General features: G+C 62.8%; 10 protein-coding genes. 5 read left to right on the forward strand and 5 right to left on the reverse strand.

Annotation, left to right across the window (positions count from 1 at the left end; translation table 11 throughout):
* Window positions 1-5: 5 nt before the first annotated feature.
* The 5 genes from CWR53_RS19165 to CWR53_RS19185 form a co-directional block, all read right to left on the reverse strand.
* Window positions 6-8,795, reverse strand: coding sequence for a YDG domain-containing protein (locus CWR53_RS19165; RefSeq protein ID WP_100852262.1), 8,790 nt, complete (start codon window positions 8,793-8,795; stop codon window positions 6-8).
* A 43-nt stretch (window positions 8,796-8,838) separates the two neighbouring features.
* On the reverse strand, window positions 8,839-10,611 hold the full coding sequence (locus CWR53_RS19170; protein WP_058603123.1) for a ShlB/FhaC/HecB family hemolysin secretion/activation protein: 1,773 nt from the start codon (window positions 10,609-10,611) through the stop codon (window positions 8,839-8,841).
* Between the two features lie 169 nt (window positions 10,612-10,780).
* Window positions 10,781-13,090 carry a TonB-dependent receptor gene (locus tag CWR53_RS19175; protein ID WP_100852263.1) on the reverse strand — a complete coding sequence of 770 codons (2,310 nt, stop codon included), beginning with the start codon at window positions 13,088-13,090 and terminating at the stop codon, window positions 10,781-10,783.
* The gene (locus CWR53_RS19180; protein ID WP_100852264.1) at window positions 13,087-15,444 is read right to left on the reverse strand and encodes an ATP-binding protein; all 2,358 of its coding nucleotides are present in this window, start codon (window positions 15,442-15,444) and stop codon (window positions 13,087-13,089) included. Before CWR53_RS19180 ends, CWR53_RS19175 begins: the two co-directional genes overlap by 4 nt.
* Window positions 15,441-16,205 (reverse strand): DNA-binding response regulator, encoded by a 765-nt coding sequence (locus CWR53_RS19185; RefSeq protein WP_309147992.1) that lies wholly within the window; start codon window positions 16,203-16,205, stop codon window positions 15,441-15,443. Before CWR53_RS19185 ends, CWR53_RS19180 begins: the two co-directional genes overlap by 4 nt.
* A gap of 433 nt (window positions 16,206-16,638) precedes the next feature.
* Here CWR53_RS19185 and CWR53_RS19190 point away from each other — a divergent pair, with 433 nt between their 5' ends.
* The 5 genes from CWR53_RS19190 to CWR53_RS19210 all read left to right on the forward strand — a co-directional run bounded on the left by CWR53_RS19190 (window position 16,639) and on the right by CWR53_RS19210 (window position 22,124).
* Window positions 16,639-17,160: a cysteine hydrolase family protein gene (locus CWR53_RS19190; RefSeq protein ID WP_100852266.1), complete on the forward strand. Its 522-nt coding sequence runs from the start codon at window positions 16,639-16,641 to the stop codon at window positions 17,158-17,160.
* 305 nt (window positions 17,161-17,465) lie between these two features.
* Window positions 17,466-18,668 carry a PD-(D/E)XK nuclease family protein gene (locus tag CWR53_RS19195; RefSeq protein WP_100852267.1) on the forward strand — a complete coding sequence of 401 codons (1,203 nt, stop codon included), beginning with the start codon at window positions 17,466-17,468 and terminating at the stop codon, window positions 18,666-18,668.
* Window positions 18,669-18,997: 329 nt separating this feature from the next.
* Window positions 18,998-19,357, forward strand: coding sequence for an IS66 family insertion sequence element accessory protein TnpB (gene tnpB / locus CWR53_RS19200; protein ID WP_258313169.1), 360 nt, complete (start codon window positions 18,998-19,000; stop codon window positions 19,355-19,357).
* Window positions 19,358-19,375: 18 nt separating this feature from the next.
* Window positions 19,376-20,920 (forward strand): IS66 family transposase, encoded by a 1,545-nt coding sequence (locus CWR53_RS19205; protein WP_100852268.1) that lies wholly within the window; start codon window positions 19,376-19,378, stop codon window positions 20,918-20,920.
* Between the two features lie 133 nt (window positions 20,921-21,053).
* Window positions 21,054-22,124 carry a hypothetical protein gene (locus tag CWR53_RS19210; protein ID WP_100852269.1) on the forward strand — a complete coding sequence of 357 codons (1,071 nt, stop codon included), beginning with the start codon at window positions 21,054-21,056 and terminating at the stop codon, window positions 22,122-22,124.
* Window positions 22,125-22,136: the final 12 nt, after the last annotated feature.

Below are 22,136 nucleotides of genomic sequence, written 5' to 3' on the forward strand. Positions count from 1 at the left end.
CAGGCTCAGCGTTGTGCCACGGTGTAGTGCGTACCTCCCGGCACTGCGCCTTGGCGGGCGCTGCGCTCGATCAACACCGCGCGGATGCCGGCCACACCCGCCTTGAGCCGCAGCTTGGCAACAGCCAGGCCTTGGCTTGCCAGTTCTTCGTCGGAAACCGCCGCCGCCGGAACCGGTGCATCGATACGCAGCGTGCCGTTGCTGAACAGCATGACCTGGATGGTGACGGCGGTGCCGTTGCCGTCACGGACCTCGGCACGGGTCCAGGCCGAGTGATTGCCGCTCAGGTCAGGCACTGCCTGTACCGCATCGGTGGTGGACTCGAGCGTGATGCTGTTGCCCAGGTCGGCTGCGCGGTAACGGCCTTGAAGCTGCGCGCGGTCACCCTGCTCCAGGTTGAACACGCCCAACGTACCGCGGGTAGTCGGCTCAGGCGCCTGGTCAGCCAAGGCCAGGCTCAAGCGTCCATGGCTGCGCAGCGGGGTATCGAGCACCAGCGCCTGAGCATCACGCCCGTCGAAGGTAGCCGACGTGGCGTCAGCGTACAGCGGCCTGTTGGCGACCTGCTGGCTGCTGGCAAGCTGGTCGGCTACCAGCGCGTCGCTACGCTCGACGAACAAGGCAGTACCGTTTGCGCCCTGCGCGTCGGTGATCAGGCCGACTGGCGTGAACAGCACCGGCTCGATGACCCCTTCGCCCACCAGCATGGCCGGGTCGATGCGGTAGTTGCCGGCATCGGCACCGCTGAGCAGCAGCTCTGCAACGCTCACCGGCTTGCCCGACCCGGCCACGGCTGTTGCGTAGTGGCCAGTGCCCGAAGCGCTGACAGTATCGCCGCCGATCACGCCGTCCAGAACGATTCGTTCGATGGGCGCCTGGGTGCTGCCATCGTAGGGCCTGCTGCCAACCACCACCGTGCCGCCGAGGGTCTTCGGCGTAATGGAGGCACGGCCGATCGATGCGGTAGTGTCGAAGCTGTAGTTGCCCGCCTCCTCGCCCGTCAGCACGATACCTGAACCGGAAACGGACTTGTCGGTCCCCGCCTGCTTGTCGACGAACGCCCCTGTGTTGCCTGCGCCGACGACCTTGTCCTGGTCACCGTCAACCAGGCCAATCAGACCCACGTTGCCCAACTGCGCGACCGTGTTGCCGTCATACACCTTGTCGGCCACATCGGCAGTGCCGGTCAGTAGCTTGCGGTCGATGTTGGCCTTGCCGATCTCGGCAGTGGTGTCGAAGCTGTAGTTGCGGGCTTGTTCACCCGTCAACGCCACACCTGCGCCGGTGACCGACTTATTGGTGCCTGCGTTCTTGTCCACGAAGGCGCCGATGGTGCCGGTACCGTCGACTTTGCCCATGTCGATATCGAGGATGCCGATCAGGCTGATGTTGCCCAAGTGCGCGACCGTGTTGCCGTCATACACCTTGTCGGCCACATCGGCAGTGCCAGTCAGCAGCTTGCGGTCGATGTTGGCTTTGCCGATTTCGGCAGTGGTGTCGAAGCTGTAGTTGCCTGCTTCTTCGCCGGCCAGGACGATTCCCGAGCCGGTGACCGACTTGTTAGTGCCCGCATTCCTGTCGACGAACGAGCCGCTGTTGCCACCGCCGGTCACCTTGCCCTTGTCGCCATCGACCACCCCCACCAGGCCAACATTGCCCAATTGCGCGAGGGTGGTGCCGTCATAGACCTTGTTGGTGACATCAGCGGTGCCGGTCAGGACTTTGCGGTCGATGTTGGCTTTGCCGATTTCGGCGGTGGTATCGAAGCTGTAGTTACCGGCTTCTTCGCCGGTCAGGGCAACGCCTGCGCCGGTGACCGACTTGTTGGTGCCAGCGTTCTTGTCCACGAATGCGCCGGTGGTGCCGGTGCCGGTTACCTTACCTTCGTCGCCATCGACCACGCCAATCAGGCCCAAGTCGCTCAGTTGAGCGGTAGTGGTGCCGTCATAGGTTTTGTTGGCCACGTCGGCTTTACCGGTCAGGACCTTGCGATCAATGTTGGCCTTGCCGATTTCGGCGGTGGTGTCGAAGCTGTAGTTGCCTGCTTCTTCGCCGCTCAGCGCAATACCGGAGCCAACGACCGACTTGTTGGTGCCAGCATTTTTGTCCACGAACGCGCCGGTGGTGCCGGTACCGGTTACCTTGCCTTCGTCGCCATCGACCACGCCAATCAGGCCCAAGTCGCTCAGCTGAGCGGTAGTGGTGCCGTCATAGGTTTTGTTGGCCACGTCGGCTTTACCGGTCAGGACCTTGCGGTCGATGTTGGCCTTGCCGATTTCGGCGGTGGTGTCGAAGCTGTAGTTGCCTGATTCTTCGCCGGTGAGGGCAACACCGGAACCGGTTACGGATTTTTGGGTACCAGCGTTCTTATCGACGAATGCACCTGTGGTACCCGTACCGGTTACCTTGCCCTCGTCGCCATCAACCACGCCAATCAGGCCCAAGTCGCTCAGTTGAGCGGTAGTGGTGCCGTCATAGGTTTTGTTGGCCACGTCGGCTTTACCGGTCAGAACCTTGCGGTCGATGTTGGCCTCGCCGATTTCGGCGGTGGTGTCGAAGCTGTAGTTGCCTGCTTCTTCGCCAGCCAGCGCGACACCTACGCCGGTAACCGACTTGTGGGTGCCTGCATTCTTGTCCACGAACGCGCCAGTGGTGCCGGTACCGGTTACCTTGCCTTCGTCGCCATCGACCACGCCAATCAGGCCCAAGTCGCTCAGTTGAGCGGTAGTGGTGCCGTCATAGGTTTTGTTGGCCACGTCGGCTTTACCGGTCAGAACCTTGCGGTCGATGTTGGCTTTGCCGATTTCAACGGTGGTGTCGAAGCTGTAGTTGCCCGCTTCCTCGCCGGTCAGGGCCACGCCTGCGCCGGTGACCGACTTGTTGGTGCCAGCGTTCTTGTCCACGAAAGCGCCCGTGGTGCCGGTCCCGGTCACCTTGCCTTCGTCACCATCGACTACACCGATCAGGTCCAGATCGCTCAATTGCGCAGTGGTGCCACCGTCATAGACCTTGTTGGCCACGTCGGCTTTACCCGTCAGGACCTTGCGATCGATGTTGGCCTTGCCGATTTCAGCGGTGGTGTCAAAGCTGTAGTTGCCTGCTTCTTCGCCGGTGAGGGCAACACCGGAACCGATTACGGTTTTTTGAGTACCAGCGTTCTTATCCACGAATGCACCTGTGGTACCCGTACCGGTTACCTTGCCTTCATCGCCATCAACCACGCCAACCAGGTCCAGATCGCTCAGCTGAGCAGTGGTGCTGCCGTCGTATACCTTGTTGGCCACATCGGCTTTACCTGTCAGGACCTTGCGGTCGATGTTGGCTTTGCCGATTTCGGCGGTGGTGTCGAAGCTGTAGTTGCCTGATTCTTCGCCGGTCAGTGCCACACCTACGCCTGTGACCGACTTGTTGGTGCCGGCGTTCTTGTCTACGAAGGCGCCGGTAGTACCGGTGCCAGTGACCTTGCCCTCGTCGCCATCAACCACGCCAACCAGGTCCAGATCGCTCAATTGCGCACTGGTGCCACCGTCATAGACCTTGTTGGCAACGTCGGCTTTACCGGTCAGGACCTTGCGGTCGATGTTGGCTCTGCCGATTTCGGCGGTGGTGTCGAAGTTGTAGTTACCTGATTCTTCGCCGCTCAGCGCAATACCGGAGCCAACGACCGACTTATTGGTGCCAGCATTTTTGTCCACGAACGCGCCTGTGGTGCCAGTCCCGGTCACCTTGCCCTCGTCGCCATCAACCACGCCAACCAGATCCAGTTCGCTCAACTGAGCGGTGATGCCACCGTCGTAAACCTTGTTGGCCACGTCGGCTTTACCGGTCAGGACCTTGCGATCGATGTTGGCCTTGCCGATTTCAGCGGTGGTGTCGAAGCTGTAGTTACCTGCTTCTTCGCCGCTCAGCGCAATACCGGAGCCAACGACCGACTTATTGGTGCCAGCATTTTTGTCCACGAACGCGCCTGTGGTGCCAGTTCCGGTCACCTTACCTTCGTCACCATTGACTACACCGACCAGATCCAGGTCGCTCAACTGAGCGGTGATGCCACCGTCGTAGACCTTATTGGCCACCTCGGCTTTACCCGTCAGTACCTTGCGATCAATGTTGGCCTTGCCGATTTCAGCGGTGGTGTCAAAGCGGTAGTTACCTGCTTCTTCGCCGCTCAGCGCAATACCGGAGCCAATGACCGACTTGTTGATGCCAGCATTCTTGTCCACGAAGGCGCCGGTAGTGCCGGTGCCAGTGACCTTGCCCTCGTCGCCATCGACCACGCCGACCAAGTCCAGGTCGCTGACCTGAGCAGTGATTCCACCGTCATAGACCTTGTTAGCCACATCAGCTTTACCGGTCAGGACTTTACGATCAATGTTGGCCTTGCCGATCTCAGCCGTGGTATCGAAACTGTAGTTACCGGCCTCTTCGCCGGTTAGCGCAACGCCCGAGCCTGTCACCGTCTTACCGATGCCAGCGTTCTTGTCGGCGAATGCACCTGTGGTGCCTGTACCGGTTACCTTGCCTTCGTCACCATCAACGACGCCGATCAGGTCCAGATCGCTCAGCTGAGCAGTCGTACCGCCGTCATAGACCTTGCTGGCCACCTCGGCCTTACCGGTCAGGACCTTGCGATCAATGTTGGCCTTGCCGATTTCAGCAGCGGTGTCGAAGCGGTAGTTGCGCGCCTCATCGCCGGTCAGGGCCACACCTGAACCGATCACCGTCTTGCCGGTGCCCGCGTTCTTGTCGACGAACGCGCCCGTGGTGCCGGTGCCCGTCACCTTGCCCTGGTCGCCATCGACCACGCCAACCAGGTTCAGGTCGCTCAACTGGGCAGTGGTGCCACCGTCATAGACCTTATTGGCCACCTCTGCCTTGCCGGTCAGGACCTTGCGATCAATGTTGGCCTTGCCGATTTCAGCCGTGGTGTCGAAGCTGTAGTTGCGCGCTTCTTCACCGGTCAGGGCAATGCCGGAACCGATGACGGACTTGTTGCTGCCTGCGTTCTTGTCCACGAACGCGCCGGTGTTGCCGGTGCTGGTGACCTTACCTTCGTCGCCGTCGACCAGACCCACCAGGTCAAGGTCGCCAAGCGTGGCAGTGGTGCCACCGTCATACACCTTGTCCGCTACTTCGGCCATGCCGGTCAGCACCTTTCGCGCGATGCTGGCCACGCCGTTGGCGGTGGCATCGAGCAGGGTGTAGTTGCCGGCTTCGTCGCCGCTCAGGCCCATCTCGCTCAGCACCACGGCCTTGTTGCTGCCCGCGTTCTTGTCGGCGAACAGGGCTTTGTCCGAGTGACCCGCGACTTTGCCCTGGTCCGCGGCGATCACGCCTTGCAGCTCGATACCGGTCACCGAGGCATTGCGGCCTCCGTCATAGGTCTTGTCGGCAACGGCCACCTGTCCGACCGTAATGCCCTTTGGCGTAATCGATGCCTGGCCTGTCAGCGCAACGCCGGTCAGGTCCACTTCATAGTTGTTGGCATCGGCGCCGAGCAGTTGCAGCCCGCTCACCTCGACGGTCTTGCCATTGCCCGCATTCTTGTCGCTGAAGGCGCCATTGCCTGAGGCGTGCAGCTGATCACCGTCCACCAGGTTATCGAAGGCTACGTCGGTCACTTCGGCGACTCGCGTGCCGTCGTAGACCTTGTCGCTGACCTGCGCCGCGCCGTTGCCGCCGTTGGAGAGCGCCAGCTTGCGCTTGTCGATGACGCCGATGTCAGCTGACGCGGTGTCGGACTCCAGTTGATAGCCGTAGACCTTCACCTGGCCATTGCTGGCTTCGCCAATGGCGATGCCCGTGGCACTGACGTTCTTGCCGACACCTGCCTGTTTGTCGTCATAGACCGCGTTGCCGCCGGGGGCGATGACGAAATCGACCTGGTCGCCATCGATGGCACCGGTGCTGGTGTAGTTGCCAGCCCCCAGGGACGCCTGGTTGTTGCCGTCGTAGGTCTTGCGCACTTCACCGGTCAGGCCGACCTTGACCACCGGCGCCACTTTGTAGATGTGACCATTACCGCTGGCTTGCGCGATGGTGTCGCCGAACTGGGTATTGTACTGCTTGAAATCCACCGCCAGGCCGTTGCGGATGTCCTGCTGCGGCGACGTGGAGTAGGTCAGCCAGCGCCCGGCACTGTTGGTGCTGAGCAGGGCGTTGGCACCAGCGTTGTTGTAGAAGTTGCGGGCCGCCGCCAGGACGACCGCGTCGCCGCTGCCATTGGCCTGCACACTGCCACCTGTACCGATGACCACATCGCCCACACCGGCCTTGCCGATCACGTGGCCGGTGGCGTTGCTGTTGCGCAGCGCGCCGTCCACGCGCAGCTCACCGTTGAGCAAGGTCAGGTTGTTGTTGGCATTGAAGCTGAAGCCGCTGCTGTTGACGGTGGTGATGCCCGTGCCGTCGGTGCGGCCGATGGTCAGGTTGCGGATGTTGTCGAGCTTGCCAAGGGTATCGGCGGTGGCAATGCCATCGGTGCCATCGAGGGCGATATTGGTCGCGGCCAGCCAGGGCTCCAGGGCGATGCTCGCCGTGGAGACGTTCTGCAGGCGGGCCTGGGTGAAGTCGATGTTGGTCGCCCGCAGGGTCAAGGCGCGATCGCCCGTGTCGAGTTTGACGGTGCTGCTGAAGTTGATATTGCCGTCGGTGTGGATCGAGGCGCCGCCGAGCATGGTCAGCGGCGTGGTGAAGTTCACGTCGCCGCTGAGACTGAGCAGGCCGCCCAGGCGTTTTTCACCCGTGGAGCCACCCAACGCGCTGGCGCCCATGGCATCGCCGAAGTACAGGCGACCGCTGCCCAGCGTGACGTCACCGTTGAGGGTGGCGATGCTTTCGGGGTAGCTGGTGGTGCCGAACGACAGGTACAGGTTGCCGCCGTGGGTGTTGATCGGGGTATCGATGGTCAACGCCCCCCGCCCGCCGTTGTCCGAGTCGCTGGACAGGCGCACGTAGCCGCCGTGGGTGGTCAGCGAGCCGGCGATGGTCAGGCCGTCTGCCCCGAGCAGGGTGATACTGCCGGCACCTGGGGTACCGGAGCCCGCCGAGTTGACGTTGTGTACGGGCAAGGCCGCCACGTCCGGGTTTGCCCCGGCGCCATGCGCGATCAGGTTGGCGACGTTGCTGATGCTGCCGGTACCCGTGCCGCCGGACTGGAAGTACAGGCTGCCGGTGCCGGACACCTCGATGGTGTTGTTGGCATTGTCGAAGCGAATGGCGCTGTTGCTGTTGGAGCGGTTGCCCGCCTCGACCCGCAGGCTGACGTTGTCCTGCATCGTGATAGTGCCGTCGCCACCGTTTTGCAACAGGTCGGCGAAGGTGATGATGCCGGTGGCGGTCATCAACACGTTGGCTGCCTGGGCTTCCAGGGTTTTTTCGTAGACGGTGATGTCGCCGCTGCCGGCCGACCAGTCACCACTGACCCCGGAACCACCCGAGACGGTGATGTTGGTTGGGTCGAGCAGCAGGTCACCGGTGCGGCCCTGGCTGGCCCGCGCGTCGGTGGCGCCGTCGTAGCGCAAGGTCTGCTTGCCGGAGACTTCAGCCTTGCCACCGTCACCGCCCTGCTCGCCCCCGCGCACGGCAACGCGGCCGGCGAAGCGGTTGTCCTGGTCGGACCAGGCGACAACGGTGCCGCCGTCGCCCTTGACCGTGGCGTTGGCCTGCAGGCGTGATGCCTTGTCCACATCCAGCTGTTGCGCATGGCGCACGCTGGCGTCCTGGCCTTGCCAGCCGCCGCCGACCTTGATCGTGCCACCGCCCTGCGCGCCGTCGGCAGTGAGCGTGGCCCCTTGCAGCGCCACCTTCTCACCGGTCACGACGATGTCGCCGCCCTTGCCCTGCCCCGAGGACACATCGAGGGTGCCGGCCACCTGGGTCAGCCCGCCATCGGTATCGCCGTCCAGGACGATGCGCCCGTTACGGGCCACCAGGCTGTGCGCCTCGATCACGCCCGTGTTGTTCACCACGCTGCTGATGGCCGCATCGGCCGAACGGGCGCTAAGGGTGACCCTGCCGCCGTCAGCACTGATGTGCCCATCGTTCTTCACCAGCGCGTCAAGTACGCCGCGCTCGACGTTGACACTGACCAGGCCGTCGCCCTGGAAGTCCAGGCTGACCTTGTCACCGGCAGCCATGACCGTGCTGCCGCCCGGGGTGCTGATCGACCCCGAGTTGCTGACCTGCGGCCCGATAAGGGCAACCATCGAGCCTTGTGCGGCACGGATCTCACCCTGGTTGACCACGGCGCCTGCGTTGGCACCGCCGGTCAGGCGTGCCTTGCCCGCCATGAAGTCGGCGTCGGTCATTTGCAGCGACGAGGCCAGCAGGCCGCCGACGTTCACCTGGGCGCCCTTGCCGATCACCACCCCGTTGGGGTTGAGCAGCCAGACTTGCCCGTTGGCGTCGAGCTTGCCGAGTATCTGGCTGGCGTTGCCGCCGCCGACCACCCGGTTCAGGGCGATGCTCTGGGTATTGGGCTGGTCGAAGCGGACCGAGGCATCGGCGCCGATGTCGAAGCTGTTCCACTGGGTGACCATCTTGTCGGAGGTCTGGTGGATGTTCATGTGATTGCCGCTTTGGCTGATGCTACCGGTACCGGCGACGATGTCGCCTGCGGTCGGCAACGGCCCTGCACAAGCCAGGCCGCTGCCCAGCAGCCCCAGTGCCGCCAGTACGCCGACCACGCCGCCGCGCTTGCCGCGGGCAGTGGATGTTTCGGCAACCGCCACGAAGGCCTGGGCGGTGTCGCTCCAGACCAGGCGGTAGACATGGTTCAACGATGCGCTTTTCATAAGCTGTTCCTCAAAAAGGTATCAGTGCCCGCCGGGGCGATTGTCAGAACGCCACGGAGGCTTGAATCCATGCGCGCCAGTCGCTGGAGCGGCTGTCGGCGTCCAGCCCATTGACGCTACGGCCAGGGTTGTCACCCAGGGTGCGAGCCACCGCCGTACGCAGGGTCCAGCGGTCGAACCAGACGTTCACCCCAGCGCCCACCGCATTGAGGTCGTAGCGGTTGCGCCCGGTCGCGTTGTTCTCCGAGCCCTGCCAACGGTCCTGGTGCAGCCAGACCCTGCCGGTGTCGAGGAAGCCGAGCGCTTGCACGCGCAGCTGGGGAATGCCGGTGTCGATCATGCGGCGCACTTCGAGGGTGCCCAGCCAGCCGTGGTCGCCTGCTGCCTCACCGATGGGGTAGGCGCGCACGCCAGCCGGGCCGCCGAGGAGGAATTTCTCGGCCGAATCCAGGTTCTGGTCGGCCCACTGGGCCGACAAGCCGGCGTACAGGCTCCAGTCACTGCCGGCGCCTAGGTTCTGCAAGCGCGACACACGCAGGTTGACCTTTTCGAAGCGCCCGTCGCTGCCGGCTGTACGGGCATCGGCGAACGCATCGGCACGGTTGCCGCTCAGGTCCAGCTTGCCCAGGGTCAGGCTCACCCCGGCATCGGTTACACCACCGCTGGCGAAGTCGTCGAAACGGTTGCCGCTCAGCCCAAATGTGAAGTTATCCAGGCTCCGGTCGCGCAGGTTGCTGCCCAGGGCGCGGTCTTCCAGCGCCTTGTGCTCGTAGCCGGCGGTCACGTACAGGTTTTGCAGGCGCGAGCGGATCAGCGGGTAGCTCAGGCCGATCGATGCGGTACGGGCATTGCCGCGCAGGTCGAGCGAGCGGAACTGCTGCTGATCGACGTCATAGCGCAGGTAGGATGCACCGACCTGCAGGCGCAGGCCCGACGGCGTCAAGGGCAGGCTGTAGCTGGCGCCGAAGATGTCGCTGCCGGTGGTCTTGCTGGCCCCGAGTGTGAGTTGATCGCCAATGCCCAGCGGGTCGTTGAGGCTCACCTGGGCGTTGAGGCGGGCAGTACCCGTGCTGCGGTTGCCGTAGTTGTCGGCCGAAACCCCACCGCTGACCCGTTGTCCGGCCTTGGCATCGACTAGCAGGCGGCTGGTGCCTGGCTGGGTACCACGCTCCAGCGCCGAACGGGCGCTGACGCCTGGCTGATCGTTGATCAGCAGCAGGGCCCGCTCCAGGTCTTCGGCGCGCAGCACTTCGCCTTCGGGCAATGCCGAGGCGGCGATGGCGCGCAGGCGTTCAGGGTTGCTGCGGGTGGTGCCACCTACCTCGATTCGCTGCTTGCCCGATTCCAGCCGTCCTTGCATCAAGGCGATTTCCAGCACACCGTCGGTCAGGTCCTGGCGCGGCAGGTAGGCACGCGCCAGCACGTAACCGCGACCGCGCAGGTAGCGGGTCAGGGCATCGGCGATCTGCTGCAGGCCGGCGTGGTCCAGGGTCTTGCCAAGCACCGGCTTGACCCGCGCTTGCAGGTTTTCTTTCTGGGCCAGGGCGATATCGCCGCTAAAGCGCACGGCTGTCAGGGTCACGCGCAATGCCGAATCTGCGATCTGGCGGGTTTCGGTGGGCAATTCGAAGGCCGGTGGCGGCTCGGTGGACTGTGGCTCGGCAGGTACGGTCTGCTGGTACTCGTTGAGCAACTGGCCCGCGTTAGGCAGGGTCGCGGCACAGACGTAAGGGGCGCACGCCGTGCTCGCCATGATCAGGGACCAGCGCACCAGTGGCCAGCCGGATCGCACGGACGTCGGGAAGGAACTTTGCATCGAGGAACTCACTCCATGAAAACCAGAGGATCATCCGCACCTGCGCAGGCTGACCGGATGAGTAACCCCGAGAGTGTTCCCGTTTCCCAACTGTCGCACTTTTGCCAGAACACCCGAAACCTTTGCCAGACCGGATGCCTTCAACATTTCGTTTAACCAAAAGCGCCGATCAGTGCTTCCAGCGCACCGTCACCCCTGCCGTGCGCTGCTGCCCCGGCAAAGCGGCATAGTCCCCCGCGCCCAACTGCGCCGAGATGGCCGTGACATACTCGGTATCGAAGGCATTGCGCAGCCAGCCAGTCACCTCCCAGCCCGCCCTGACCTGGCGTAGCCCCAGGCGCAGGTCGGCCAGGCCGTAGCTGTCGATCTGGCTGCCCTCCCCACCTTCAAGGCTGCCCTGGTAGCCGCTACGCCAGCTGTAGTCCACACCAGCGAAGGCCTCCAGGCCTTGCCCGAGCGGTACGCGCTGCTCGACGCCCGCTGACGCACTCCACGGCGGCGCGTTGAACAGCCTGTGACCGCTCAGGTCACACTGGCTTGCCAACTGCCCGGCACTGCATGGCCCATTTTTGAAGTCGCGGTAGCGGGCATCGCTTAAGGCCAAGGCCAGGTGTAGGTCCAGATGGTCAGTGGGTCGCGCCAGCGCCTGGACCTCGATGCCGCGCAGGCGCACCTTGGGCACGTTGATCAGGTTATCGCGCAGCGGAGGTGAATACAGATCGACCGGCGGGCTGGTCGTCAGCGCCTGGTAGTTGCGCACCTCGGTCTGGTACAGCGCCAGCCCCAGCTCAAGGCGACTCTGCCAGAAACGGCTACGCAGCCCGGCTTCCCAGCTGGAGGCCCGCTCACTGTCGTAGCGAGGCGGCACGCGCCCGCCGATGACGTCCAAGTTGAAACCACCGGCCTTGAAGCCGCTGCTCCACCCCACGTACAGGTCGTTGTGGGCGTCGAGCGCGTAGTCGAGCAGCACGCGCCCGGTCAATGCTTCATCGCTGCGGGCCTCCTTGCGCTGGTAATCGGCGCCCAGCGCGACGCCCCGCAGCAACTGCCCGCCGGTGCGTGACACCAGGTCGGTGCCCAGCGGCGACAACCCTTCTACCTGACGTTCGATGCTGGCCTGCTTGCGCTCGCGGCTGTAGCGCGCGCCGTAGGTCACCTTCAGCCGCTCGCTGGCCTGCCAGTCCAATTCACCGAACACCGCCTGGGCCTGGGCTTGCTGTCGCGCCTGGCCACGCTGCCAGGCGCCGTTAAGCAGCGACGCCGGCACTTGCCGCGGGGTTAGCCTGAGCAAGCGCGCTTCGGGCCGGTCACCGATGAAGAAGGCAGCTGCGTCCGGGCCGAAACCCACATCCAGCCCACGGTCGAAACGCTGGTCCAGGTAATAGGCGCCCACTCGGTATGCCAAGGCATCAGTGAGCTGCGCGTCGAAGCGCACTTCCTGGCTGAATTGGCGGTGCTTGAGGGCCAGATCGGTGGTAGCGATGGCCAGGCCCAGGTTGTCGCCATCCTGCCGGGCCGCATAGCGCCAGTCCCGGTAACCGGTGATGCTGGTGAGCGTGGCGCGCTCGCCCAGCGTGCGCGACGCCACGAATGTGAGGCCGTGCTGCTCGGAATGCTGGGTGCCTGGCTGATCCTGATCGATGCGGCGCCTGGCCGGATCGGCTGGCAGCAGCGGGTACTTCATGAAGGCCGCCCGTTGTCGGGTTTGCGCGCTGTAATGGGAGGCCGGCAGTACGGCGGCGCGTTGGTCGGTCTGCACGGTGTCGAGCATCAGGCGCAGGGACGTGGCGTCGTCCGGCAGCACCTGAAGTTGCCCGCGTGCGCCTTGGCGATCCTGGTCGTTGTAGCGCCCGGCGTCGCGCACATTGTCGATGTCGCCGTCGGCGCGCACCTCGAAGGCACTCAGGCTGCCGGCCACGCGGTCGCTCACAGGGCCGGAGGCGGCCGCGCGGGCTTCACGCTGGCCCCGTTCGCCCAGGCCCAGTTCGGCCTGGGCCGCCGGTTGCCAGGTTGGCGTGAAGGTATGCAGGTGGATCGAGCCGGCCGTGCTGCCACGTCCCCCGGCCGTGCCTTCGGGGCCGCGTTGCACCTCGATGCGTTCGAGGTCGGTGAAGTCGGCCAGGCTCATACCCGCCCGGCCCAGATACACCTCGTCGAGGTAGACGCCGACACTGCCTTCCAGGCCATCGTTGAAACCACTGGCGCCCAGGCCCCGCAGCCCGTAGCTGGCATAGCGGGGGTTGGGGTCGGAAACCAGCAACGACGGCACGCGTCCGGCCAACGTGGCGGGGCTGTGCACCCCGGCGGCTTCCAGCGCGCGGGCGTCGAAGGTGGTGAGGTTGGGCGGTACGGTGCGCTCGTCCGCTGCTGGCGCCTGGACCATGACGCTGTCGAGCGCAACGCCGTCGGCTGCAGCGCACGCGTCGAACGCTGCCAGCAGCACGACGCAGGGCCAGGTGTGCGGGCGGTACGCGCTCATGAACGCTGGGCCCGGCCGCCCAGCAGCCTGTCGAGGGTGGCAAGGATGTCGCGGCTATCGGCCGGCTTGAGCAGTGCCGCATCGAACTCCAGCCCAGCCGTGGCGCAGCCTGGCCGTGGTGGCGCAGCGGAGTACAGCACCACGGGCAACGACGGCCAGCCCTGGCGGATGTGGGCCAGCAACTGCCAGCCGTCCATGGTGGGCATCATCTGGTCGCACATCACCACGTCCACCGCATCGTCGTGCAGCGCCTGCAAGGCCTGCACGCCATCGGCCGCGGTAGTGACATCGAAGCCGTAACCGGTCAACAGGTCGTTCAGGGCCGCCAGGCCCTCGGGTTGATCATCGACCAGCAACACTCGGCCGACGTGCTCGGGCATGGGGGCATGCCCCTCGATGAAGGCCAAGTCCAGCGCCTGCTCGTCGCCGATGGCCAGCGACAACTCGAAACTGAAACAACTGCCCTGGGCCGGCTGGCTCTGCACATGCAAGGTGCTGCCCATGGCCTGCAGCAACTGGGTGACGATCGACAGCCCCAGCCCGCTGCCCGTGGCCGGCTGCGCATTGCTGCCGCGACGAAACGGCAGCAGGACCTGATCCAGCTCGGCGCCTGCGATACCCATGCCGGTGTCGCGAACCTCGAAACGCAATCTGACCTGCCCGTCGTCCATGCCGAGGTTTTCCACGGTCAGGCTGATCAGCCCGTGCGCGGTGAATTTGGCCGCATTACCCAGCAGGTTCAACACCACCTGACGCAGCCGGCGGAAATCGGCCGTGACGACGACGGGCAAGGGCGAAGGCAGGTGGTACTCGAACCGATTATGGTGACGCTGCGCCAGGTCGGCGCCTTCGGTCGCCAACTCTTGGATGAAGGCATAGACGTAGCCCGGCACCGGCTCGATCTGCACCTGCCTGAAACTGTCGCGGGAGAATTCGATCAGCTCGTCGATCAGTGCCAATTGCTGACGCGCCTGGCGCTCGATGCGCTGGGCGTGGGCGCCTTCGGGGCTGTCCTGCAAGGCCCTGGCGTGGTCCAGGATGCCCACCAGTGGCGAGCGCAAGTCATGGCTGATGCGCGCCAGCAGACTGCTGCGGTCCAGCAAGGCGGTGTGCAGTTCTTTGGTGCGCAGGGCGACGGTCTGTTCCAGGCGTTCGTTCTCGGCCTGCTGCGCTTTGTACAGGGCACGCCGGGCGGTGCGTTCGCGCTGGCGGCTGCTTCTGACCACCATGATCAACGAGCACGTCAGGAAGAACACGCCCCCCAGGCTCGAGGACAGGCTGTAGAAGGTGCTGCGTTCCTGCCAGGGCAGGTCTTCAAGGCGCAGCACATAACGGGCCAGGCACTGCGCCGCCAGCGACCCCACCACTACCCAGGCCAGCCAGTTGTAGTTCAGACGCTTCCACCACCCCCAGCAGAACGCGACGATCACCACCGGGTACATCAGTTTCAGCAACCAGTAGACGACCGCGCGACCGGCGACGGCGTCCACCATCATTCCGTACAGCCAGGCTGCGACGTAACCGAACAGCAGCAGGCTGAACAGCGCCCCCACCCACCGGGACAGTTCGCGGACGCGTAGCAGTTCGCGCAAATAGGCCAGAAAGGCCATGAACGACACCGCAGCCAACACGCTAGTCAGCGCGCTGGACCAGGACAAGGCTTGCGGCCAATACAGCAGGTAACCGCTGATCAGGCAGGCCAAGCCTGCATAGCTGCCTACTGCCACCGCGTGCAACAGCAATAGGCGTGACCGGAAGATCCAGCTGACCAGCAAGCTGAACGGCACCACCAGCAGGACGATGCCCAAGGCGATGCCGTCATGGAAATAGGTACGCTCGCGGTCTTTGTGCAACGCCGCATCGGTCCAGACATGGGGGTTGAGCAGCAAGGCGTTGGTACTGCTGACCCGCGCCAGCACCGTCTTGCCCTCCCCCGGTTCGAGCGTTATGGGAAACGCCGGCTGGCGCTCCTTGGCCGCCCAGCGCTCCAGCGGGTAGTCACTGCCGCCAACCAGCCTCTGCCAGCCCGAGAGCGCCGGCACGAAGACTTGCAGGTTTTCCAGCCGAGGCTCGCCCAACGTAAGCCAGCATTGCACGCGGTTCGCCGACGGGTTGACCACCGGCAGGCGCAGCCAAATGGCCGAGCGCGTCGGCACCTGCGGAACCACTTGGTTCAAAGAGCCGAAGCGCTGCGGTGCCAGGGCGGTCACCTGCTCGACAGACAGCAGGCCGTGCGGGTCTTCCAACGCCCCTGCCCCGCTCGCCAGGTGTTGTTGCGCCACCTCGCACGGCCCGGCCAATGTCCACGCGCTGATGAACCACAACACCAGCAGGTGCCAGCGCACACGCTTCATTCGGTGGACGTTCGAGTGACAGCCTGGTTGCGAAACTCCCGAGGCGTCATGCCGCTGTATTCACGAAACGCCGTGGCGAAGTTGCCGGCGGTGCTGAAGCCCACATGGGCGGCGATGTCCTGCACGCTCATGTCGCTGGTGGCCAGCAACGCCTGCCCCGCCCGCAGGCGAGCGCCGCGTGCGAAGGCGAAGACCGTAGTGTTCAAATGCTCGCGGAACAGCAAGGACAAGCGCTTGCTGTTGGTACCCACCGCCTCGGCCAGGGCATCGAGTGACGGCAGTGCGTCCAGGTGCTCGTCGATAAATCGCATGGCCGCGCGCAGCACGAGCTGATCGCTGTCCACGGCGTCGCCGCCTGTACCGGCATCGGCACCGGTCTGGCGCCAGGTCAGTTGCAGGTGAATGCGAATCCGGGCGATGACTTCGGCGGGCTGGTAGGGCTTGACCACATAGTCCACCCCACCCAGGCTCAGGCCTTCGAGCCGGTGCTCCAGCTGGCTGGCAGAGGTGAGAAAGATGATGGGTACATCGCGGGTCACCGGCGACTCGCGCAGCAGCCGACTAACCGAGAACCCGTTCATTCTGGGCATGTGCACGTCCAGCACGATCAGGTCGGGCCGCAGCGCCAGGGCCCGTTGAAAACCTTGATGCGGTTCATGGCACACCGACAGCTTCCAGGGTTGCGTGCTGAGCTGGGCCAGCAGCGGGCGCAGGTCTTCGGGGGAATCGTCGATCAACAATAGGTGTGGCTTACGTGCCACTTTCAAGCCCTCGGGCATTGTTGTTATCCCATGTAATCATTCACTTCACCCGTGTCAGGCACGCGCTGGCTTGGGCTTGTAGGGTGCGGCGCAGAGCGGGTAATACGGGTGCAGGCGCTGGAAACGAGGCTCTGACTGGCGTGCGAAAACCGAACCGGTGCGCTGCGACGGGGCGCAGTATGATCAAAATTTGTGCTGTGGACAACGCGTGAACATGCTCGGCGGTACCCTGCTTGTAAGCGCAGCGTAGTGTTGCTAGTGTCGGGCAATGCTCATCTACCGCTCGACCCCGACAACCACCACCACGACCGCCCTTGGTGGAGCGTGCGAGGTGTCGTGAGCACATAGCGAACAGACTTCAAAGGCCCGCCAGTGATGGACAGGGCCTTTTTTGTGCCCTTGCTTCACTGGCCTCATGCAGGGAAACGCACGAATGTACGCGCTAGTGATTCTGGATGTTCAAGTTGGGTTGGTGCATGGCCAGGAAACGCCATGGCGTTGCGAAGCCCTGTTGGAAACCATCAATGAACTGATGGACAAGGCGCGCAGTGCTGGCGCGCCGATCTTTCTCGCCCGCCATGTAGGGCCCGCTGACTCGCCGATTGCGCCGGACAGTGCATTGACGCAACTTGCGCCGGAGCTGCGGCTTGCGGGTGGCGAGGTGGTGTTCGAGAAGCACCGGCCCAATGCGTTTACGCGGACGGGCCTGGCTGAGGATTTGCGGGCGCTTGGGGCGACCGGGGTGGTGATTACCGGGATGAAGACCCAGTACTGTGTGGACAGTACCTGCAGGGCCGCTCGGGATCTTGGGTTCGAGGCGGTGCTGGTTGCGGATGGGCATAGTTGTACGGATACCGCGCAGATGCGGGCTGAGCAGATTGTGGCGCATCACAATGCGACGCTTGAGGGGGCGTTTTGTGAGGTGGTGTTGGGGCGAGATTGGACTTTCCGGTGATTAGTGCGGTGATGCCTGCTTGGGCGGGCGTTACGAGAGAGCGCGTATCGCATCGAAAGAGGCCTTGCCTCGCGCCCTGTTGGCTGTGGAGCAGGCAAGCCGATTACAGATGATCTAGGAAAGCGCGAATCGGTGACCGTCTGGATCAATGAATACGTAGCTCGCGGCCTATATCATCGGCCCCGAGTACGATCCAACGCGATGGTTGATGTGCGAATTTCTGATCGCTACAGCACGCCGTTGATATCTAACTCGAGCCCGAACCACGGGACAATGCTGAATCTGATTCTGGACAAATAACGAGCATGGACAAAGCGCAACTGTTGTTGAATCAGGCAGGCAGCCTGGTAAGGGAGACAGAAGCCAAGCTCGCAGCAAGCGGTGAGCTTTTCAATATCTTCTCCATCACCCGAATCGAGCGGGCCGAGGTCAATACCCACTCTGCGATGATTGCAGAACTGTTGAACCCCAAGGGCCGCCACGGTCAGGGTGAATGCTTTCTCGAACTGTTCCTGGCGACAATCGGCTTCGACTACCAAGGCAGCATCAGCGACGCCAAAGTCAATAAAGAGCAGTTTTTTGCGGGCTACGGCCGTGTCGACGTGGTGATCCACCTGCGGGACCACCTCATCCTGATAGAAAACAAGATCGACGCCCCTGACGGCAACCAGCAACTCAAGCGCTATAACGACATTGGCAAGGCCTCACGCAAGCCGTGGCAGTTGTGGTACCTGACAAAAAAAGGCACGCAAGCGCACGCAAACAGTCACTGCGGCGTGAGCTACCGCCAACTGTCCTACCAGGAGCACATCCTCGGCTGGCTTGAGCAGTGCATCAGCATCTCGACCGCAACGCCGGCGCTTCAGCACGCGTTAATCCAGTACAAGCATCTGGTCCAGAAAATCACCGGGCAAACCATGACGCATACAACACGACATGCACTGATCGAACTTCTCATTGCCGGCGACAATTTGCGGGCCGCCGAAGCCATTGCCCAGGCACTGCCCCATGCGAAGGGGACGGTATTGTTTGGCTTCTTCAATGCAGTACGACATGGGTTGTCGGCACAGTGCACACCGGTGTCAGCGCCGCCAGGCTTTTCTGGGCATGACTGCAGCGAGGAGAATTGCCGCAAATGGTTCTATCCCAAGGCTTCGAGATTGAAGCACGTGGGGCAGTTTTTCGACATTGGCGTCGATGGCATGCTGCTTAGAATTGAGGTTGCGTCTGAGGCGCTGCACTACGGGGTGGTGCGGATCACGGGCGGGAAGATGGCGAGCGAGGGTGAGTTATCTGGGCAGACGCTTTCATTGCCCTCATCGTTGATGTGGAGGAATTGGAATGCGTTTAAATGGTATTCCTGCCTGTATCAGGACAATGTTGCTAGCGGCATGGAGGGTTTGTCTGATGCTGGGCCGTTGGTCATGGAGGTGCTGCGTGTGGTTGAGTTGATCAGATGTGGTGGGGTGGATCGGCCTGGATTGCAGCTTGAAAGTGCATTGAGCTGAATCGCTGTCAGAGTTTGGTACACCCGTTACATCGTTGGGGGCGGTCCGACGCCCTGGCAAGGCCGCTCCGGTGGTCGTGTGATGCCAGGGGGGACGGGATAGGCTGCTAGGCCGTTCTGAGTGAAGAGCGTGGTGCCCTGAGGCGGCTTTTGCGGGGGTTCCTACGTATCAGAAGAACGCGCGCTTAATTGCTGATTCTAGAAAAAATGGACAGGTTTATTTTTGGTGAGCGCGTCGAAAAATCGTAAGGGATCCATCATCCCCACATTCCAAGCGTCTACCTGATGCCCGATGCTGCGCTCCCGATTACTTTCAGGAGCCAGCGCACCATGATGCGTCCCGACAGCAAAGTCGAAAAGGTGTACCTCTATCCCAAGCCCGTGGACTTCCGAAAGTCCATCGACGGCCTCACTGCCCTGGTCGAGCTGGACATCAAAGTCGCCGTGTTCGACCCCGTGCTTTTTGTCTTCCTCAATAAAGCCCGTAATTGCATCAAGGTCATGTATTGGGAGCGCAACGGCTTCTGCCTGTGGCTCAAGCGCCTCGAAGCCGAACGTTTCAAAACATCGCCAGATGCCAGCGACGAAGCGATTGTCTTGACCGTCCAGGAACTCAACTGGCTGCTCGACGTTTTCGACCTCTGGCGCAACCGTCCGCATCAGGTTCTGACGCCCCGTTTCGTGGCCTGACCCGGTATAATCCGGGCCATGATTTCAGTGCCCGACAACCTCCCCGATGATCCTGTTCTGCTCAAGCAAATGCTGCTTGAGAGTTACGCTGCTCGTGCGTGTGAGCAATCTGCTGCCCATGCATGCGAGCAGGAGGTCAAGGCGGCTTATACGACACACATCGACGACCTGAAAGAGCAAATCAAGTTATGGCGTGACCGTTTCTTTGGCCGTAAGTCCGAGCAAACCGTCGATCCCAATACGCCGCAACTGGCGGTGGTTGACGATGCCGACGAAGAAGTCGTAGCACCTGCCAAACGTCGTGGCAAACGCAAGCCACTGTCGGCCGATCTGCCTCGGGTCGAAGTCATCCACGACCTGCCCGAGCATGAACTGACCTGTATCTGCGGTTGCCGCAAGCATGTGATCGGCGAGGAAACCAGCGAACAGCTCGACATCGTACCGATGCAGATCCGCGTACTCAAACACGTGCGCAAGGTCTATGGTTGCCGTGGTTGCGAGACCGCTCCAGTCACTGCTGACAAGCCCGCCCAACTGATCGAAAAAAGCATGGCCAGCCCCAGCGTGCTGGCCATGCTGCTGACGACTAAGTACGTCGATGGCTTGCCGCTGCACAGGTTTGAACGTGTGCTGTCGCGCCACGGCATCGAGATTCCACGACAAACCCTGGCCCGTTGGGTGATCCAGTGCAGCGAGCACTTCCAGCCGTTGTTGAACCTGATGCGTGACCGGCTGCTGGAAAGTCCGGTGATTCACTGCGACGAAACACGCGTACAGGTCTTGAAAGAGCCAGACCGCGACCCGACCAGCCAATCCTGGATGTGGGTGCAGGCCAGTGGCCCGCCTGATCGCCAGGTCGTGCTTTTCGACTACACCACCAGCCGTGCGCAGGAAGTACCACTGCGCCTGCTGCAAGGGTATCGCGGCTATGTGATGACCGACGATTACGCCGGTTATAACGCACTGGCGTTGCAACCTGGCGTCGAGCGGCTGGCGTGCATGGTTCACGCGCGCCGCAAGTTCGTCGAGGCGCAGAAAGTGCAGCCCAAGGGTAAGACGGGCCGCGCCGATGTGGCACTGGCGATGATCAACAAGCTGTACGGCATCGAGCGCGACCTCAAGGAGGTCAGCGACGAACAGCGGTTCCTCGGTCGCCAGGAAAGAAGCCTGCCGATCCTCGGCCAGTTGAAAAGCTGGCTGGACAAGACGTACTCCCAGGTTACACCGCAAAGTGTCCTGGGCAAGGCCGTGCATTACCTGGCGAACAACTGGAGCCGGTTGGAGCTCTATGTCGAGGCTGGGCATTTGCCGATCGACAACAACCTGGCAGAGCGTGCGATCAAGCCATTTGTCATCGGGCGTAAGGCCTGGTTATTCAGTGACACACCCAAGGGCGCCACGGCCAGTGCGCAGATCTACAGCTTGGTCGAGACCGCCAAGATCAACGGCCAGGAGCCCTATACGTGGCTGCGCCACGTACTTGAGCGCCTGCCGTATGCATCGTCGGTGGCCGACTACGAAGCCCTACTGCCGTGGAACTGCTCGCCAGAGATGCCACGGTAACCTGTTGCCCCATCATGTGATAGGTGGGCTTATGGATCGCACTCGAAGGATTGGATATCGGGTGACGATGAACTGGCCGCACTGGGCCAGGAACTGGAAGCAATAGGTCTGGCGTTGATCGAACGCATTGAAGATGACGACGACAGCAAACTCTGCAGCCGCATACCTGCCCAGCCCACCTGCTACTGCCTTGTTTCCAGCCTCGGCCTACCAGGAACTGCACATACTATCGCCACTTGGCGATGGCTGGGCCGTCGGCCACTCGCAAAGTGAACCCGGCACCGCTCTGATCGACTTGAGTAAATGGCCCGAAATCCGGGAGGTGCGCCACGCTAACGCAGAGGTGAGCAGCCCCCATGCCAAGCGCTCAGACGGCCTGTACGCCTGGGTTCGCAGCCTCCAGAACCCTCCCGAAAACACCCAGGGCATTTACGAAGAGCTCTATCACGAAGAACTCTGCTACGCCACCGGCCCGCTACACGATTGCAAAATCGTACATACCCTGCCCCTACGCGCCCCGCAAAGCATGAGTCAGCAAAGTCTCCCCGACTACGCCCTGGCGTTCGTTGGCAACGACCTGCTGGTAGCCGATTCTTACGGTATCTCTATCTATCGCGAGGCAGAAACTCCCGAGCAGCCACCCGTGCGAGAGCACTTGCTGGAATTGCCACCCTCCGACTTCAGTTCCACTCCCCCCGCCATCATCCAGACCGAGCGCGGCCGCACCTTTGCCTTCTGTCAGCAGCAGTTGTTCGAGTGGTGTAACGATACCCTGCAGCGTATGCCGTTCCCGGTCGTTGATGAAGACGACCCGCAGGGTATCTCCGCCTTGAGCGCCCAAGGTGATGCCATAGCCTGGATACAGGCAGGCATGCTCTGCAAAGGCGACCCCGAGACTGGAGAGATCACAACCTATACCTTGGCTGGCATGCCCTATCACGACGCGCTTCAGCTTGAGCGCGTTCATAACGATTGGCTGCTGATCCGCCATACCGCTGGCCAGCACCCTGCAACCGATATCGCGCAGCTATGGCATCTGGATTCAGGTCATGTGTTACGTATCCGGCACGGACATCTCGCGCTGGAACACGGCCTTGATCATTGGATAGAACTACCTGACGAAAGCATTCTCGTCAGCAGCTATAGGCAATGCGTCAATATTGGCCGCTTCGATGACCTCATTCAACGTCTGGGGCCTGTGTGACGTTATGCCGGC

It is taken from the genome of Pseudomonas sp. SGAir0191, from assembly GCF_002812565.2.
GTDB lineage: Bacteria > Pseudomonadota > Gammaproteobacteria > Pseudomonadales > Pseudomonadaceae > Aquipseudomonas > Aquipseudomonas parafulva_B.

Excerpts from the sequence above, each read along its gene's own strand:
- CWR53_RS19165 (WP_100852262.1), bottom strand. The coding sequence starts at position 8,795 with ATGAAAAGCGCATCGTTGAACCATGTCTACCGCCTGGTCTGGAGCGAC.
- tnpB (WP_258313169.1), top strand. The coding sequence starts at position 18,998 with ATGATGCGTCCCGACAGCAAAGTCGAAAAGGTGTACCTCTATCCCAAG.
- CWR53_RS19190 (WP_100852266.1), top strand. The coding sequence starts at position 16,639 with ATGTACGCGCTAGTGATTCTGGATGTTCAAGTTGGGTTGGTGCATGGC.
- CWR53_RS19210 (WP_100852269.1), top strand. The coding sequence starts at position 21,054 with ATGACGACGACAGCAAACTCTGCAGCCGCATACCTGCCCAGCCCACCT.
- CWR53_RS19170 (WP_058603123.1), bottom strand. The coding sequence starts at position 10,611 with ATGCAAAGTTCCTTCCCGACGTCCGTGCGATCCGGCTGGCCACTGGTG.
- CWR53_RS19175 (WP_100852263.1), bottom strand. The coding sequence starts at position 13,090 with ATGAGCGCGTACCGCCCGCACACCTGGCCCTGCGTCGTGCTGCTGGCA.
- CWR53_RS19180 (WP_100852264.1), bottom strand. The coding sequence starts at position 15,444 with ATGAAGCGTGTGCGCTGGCACCTGCTGGTGTTGTGGTTCATCAGCGCG.
- CWR53_RS19205 (WP_100852268.1), top strand. The coding sequence starts at position 19,376 with ATGATTTCAGTGCCCGACAACCTCCCCGATGATCCTGTTCTGCTCAAG.
- CWR53_RS19195 (WP_100852267.1), top strand. The coding sequence starts at position 17,466 with ATGGACAAAGCGCAACTGTTGTTGAATCAGGCAGGCAGCCTGGTAAGG.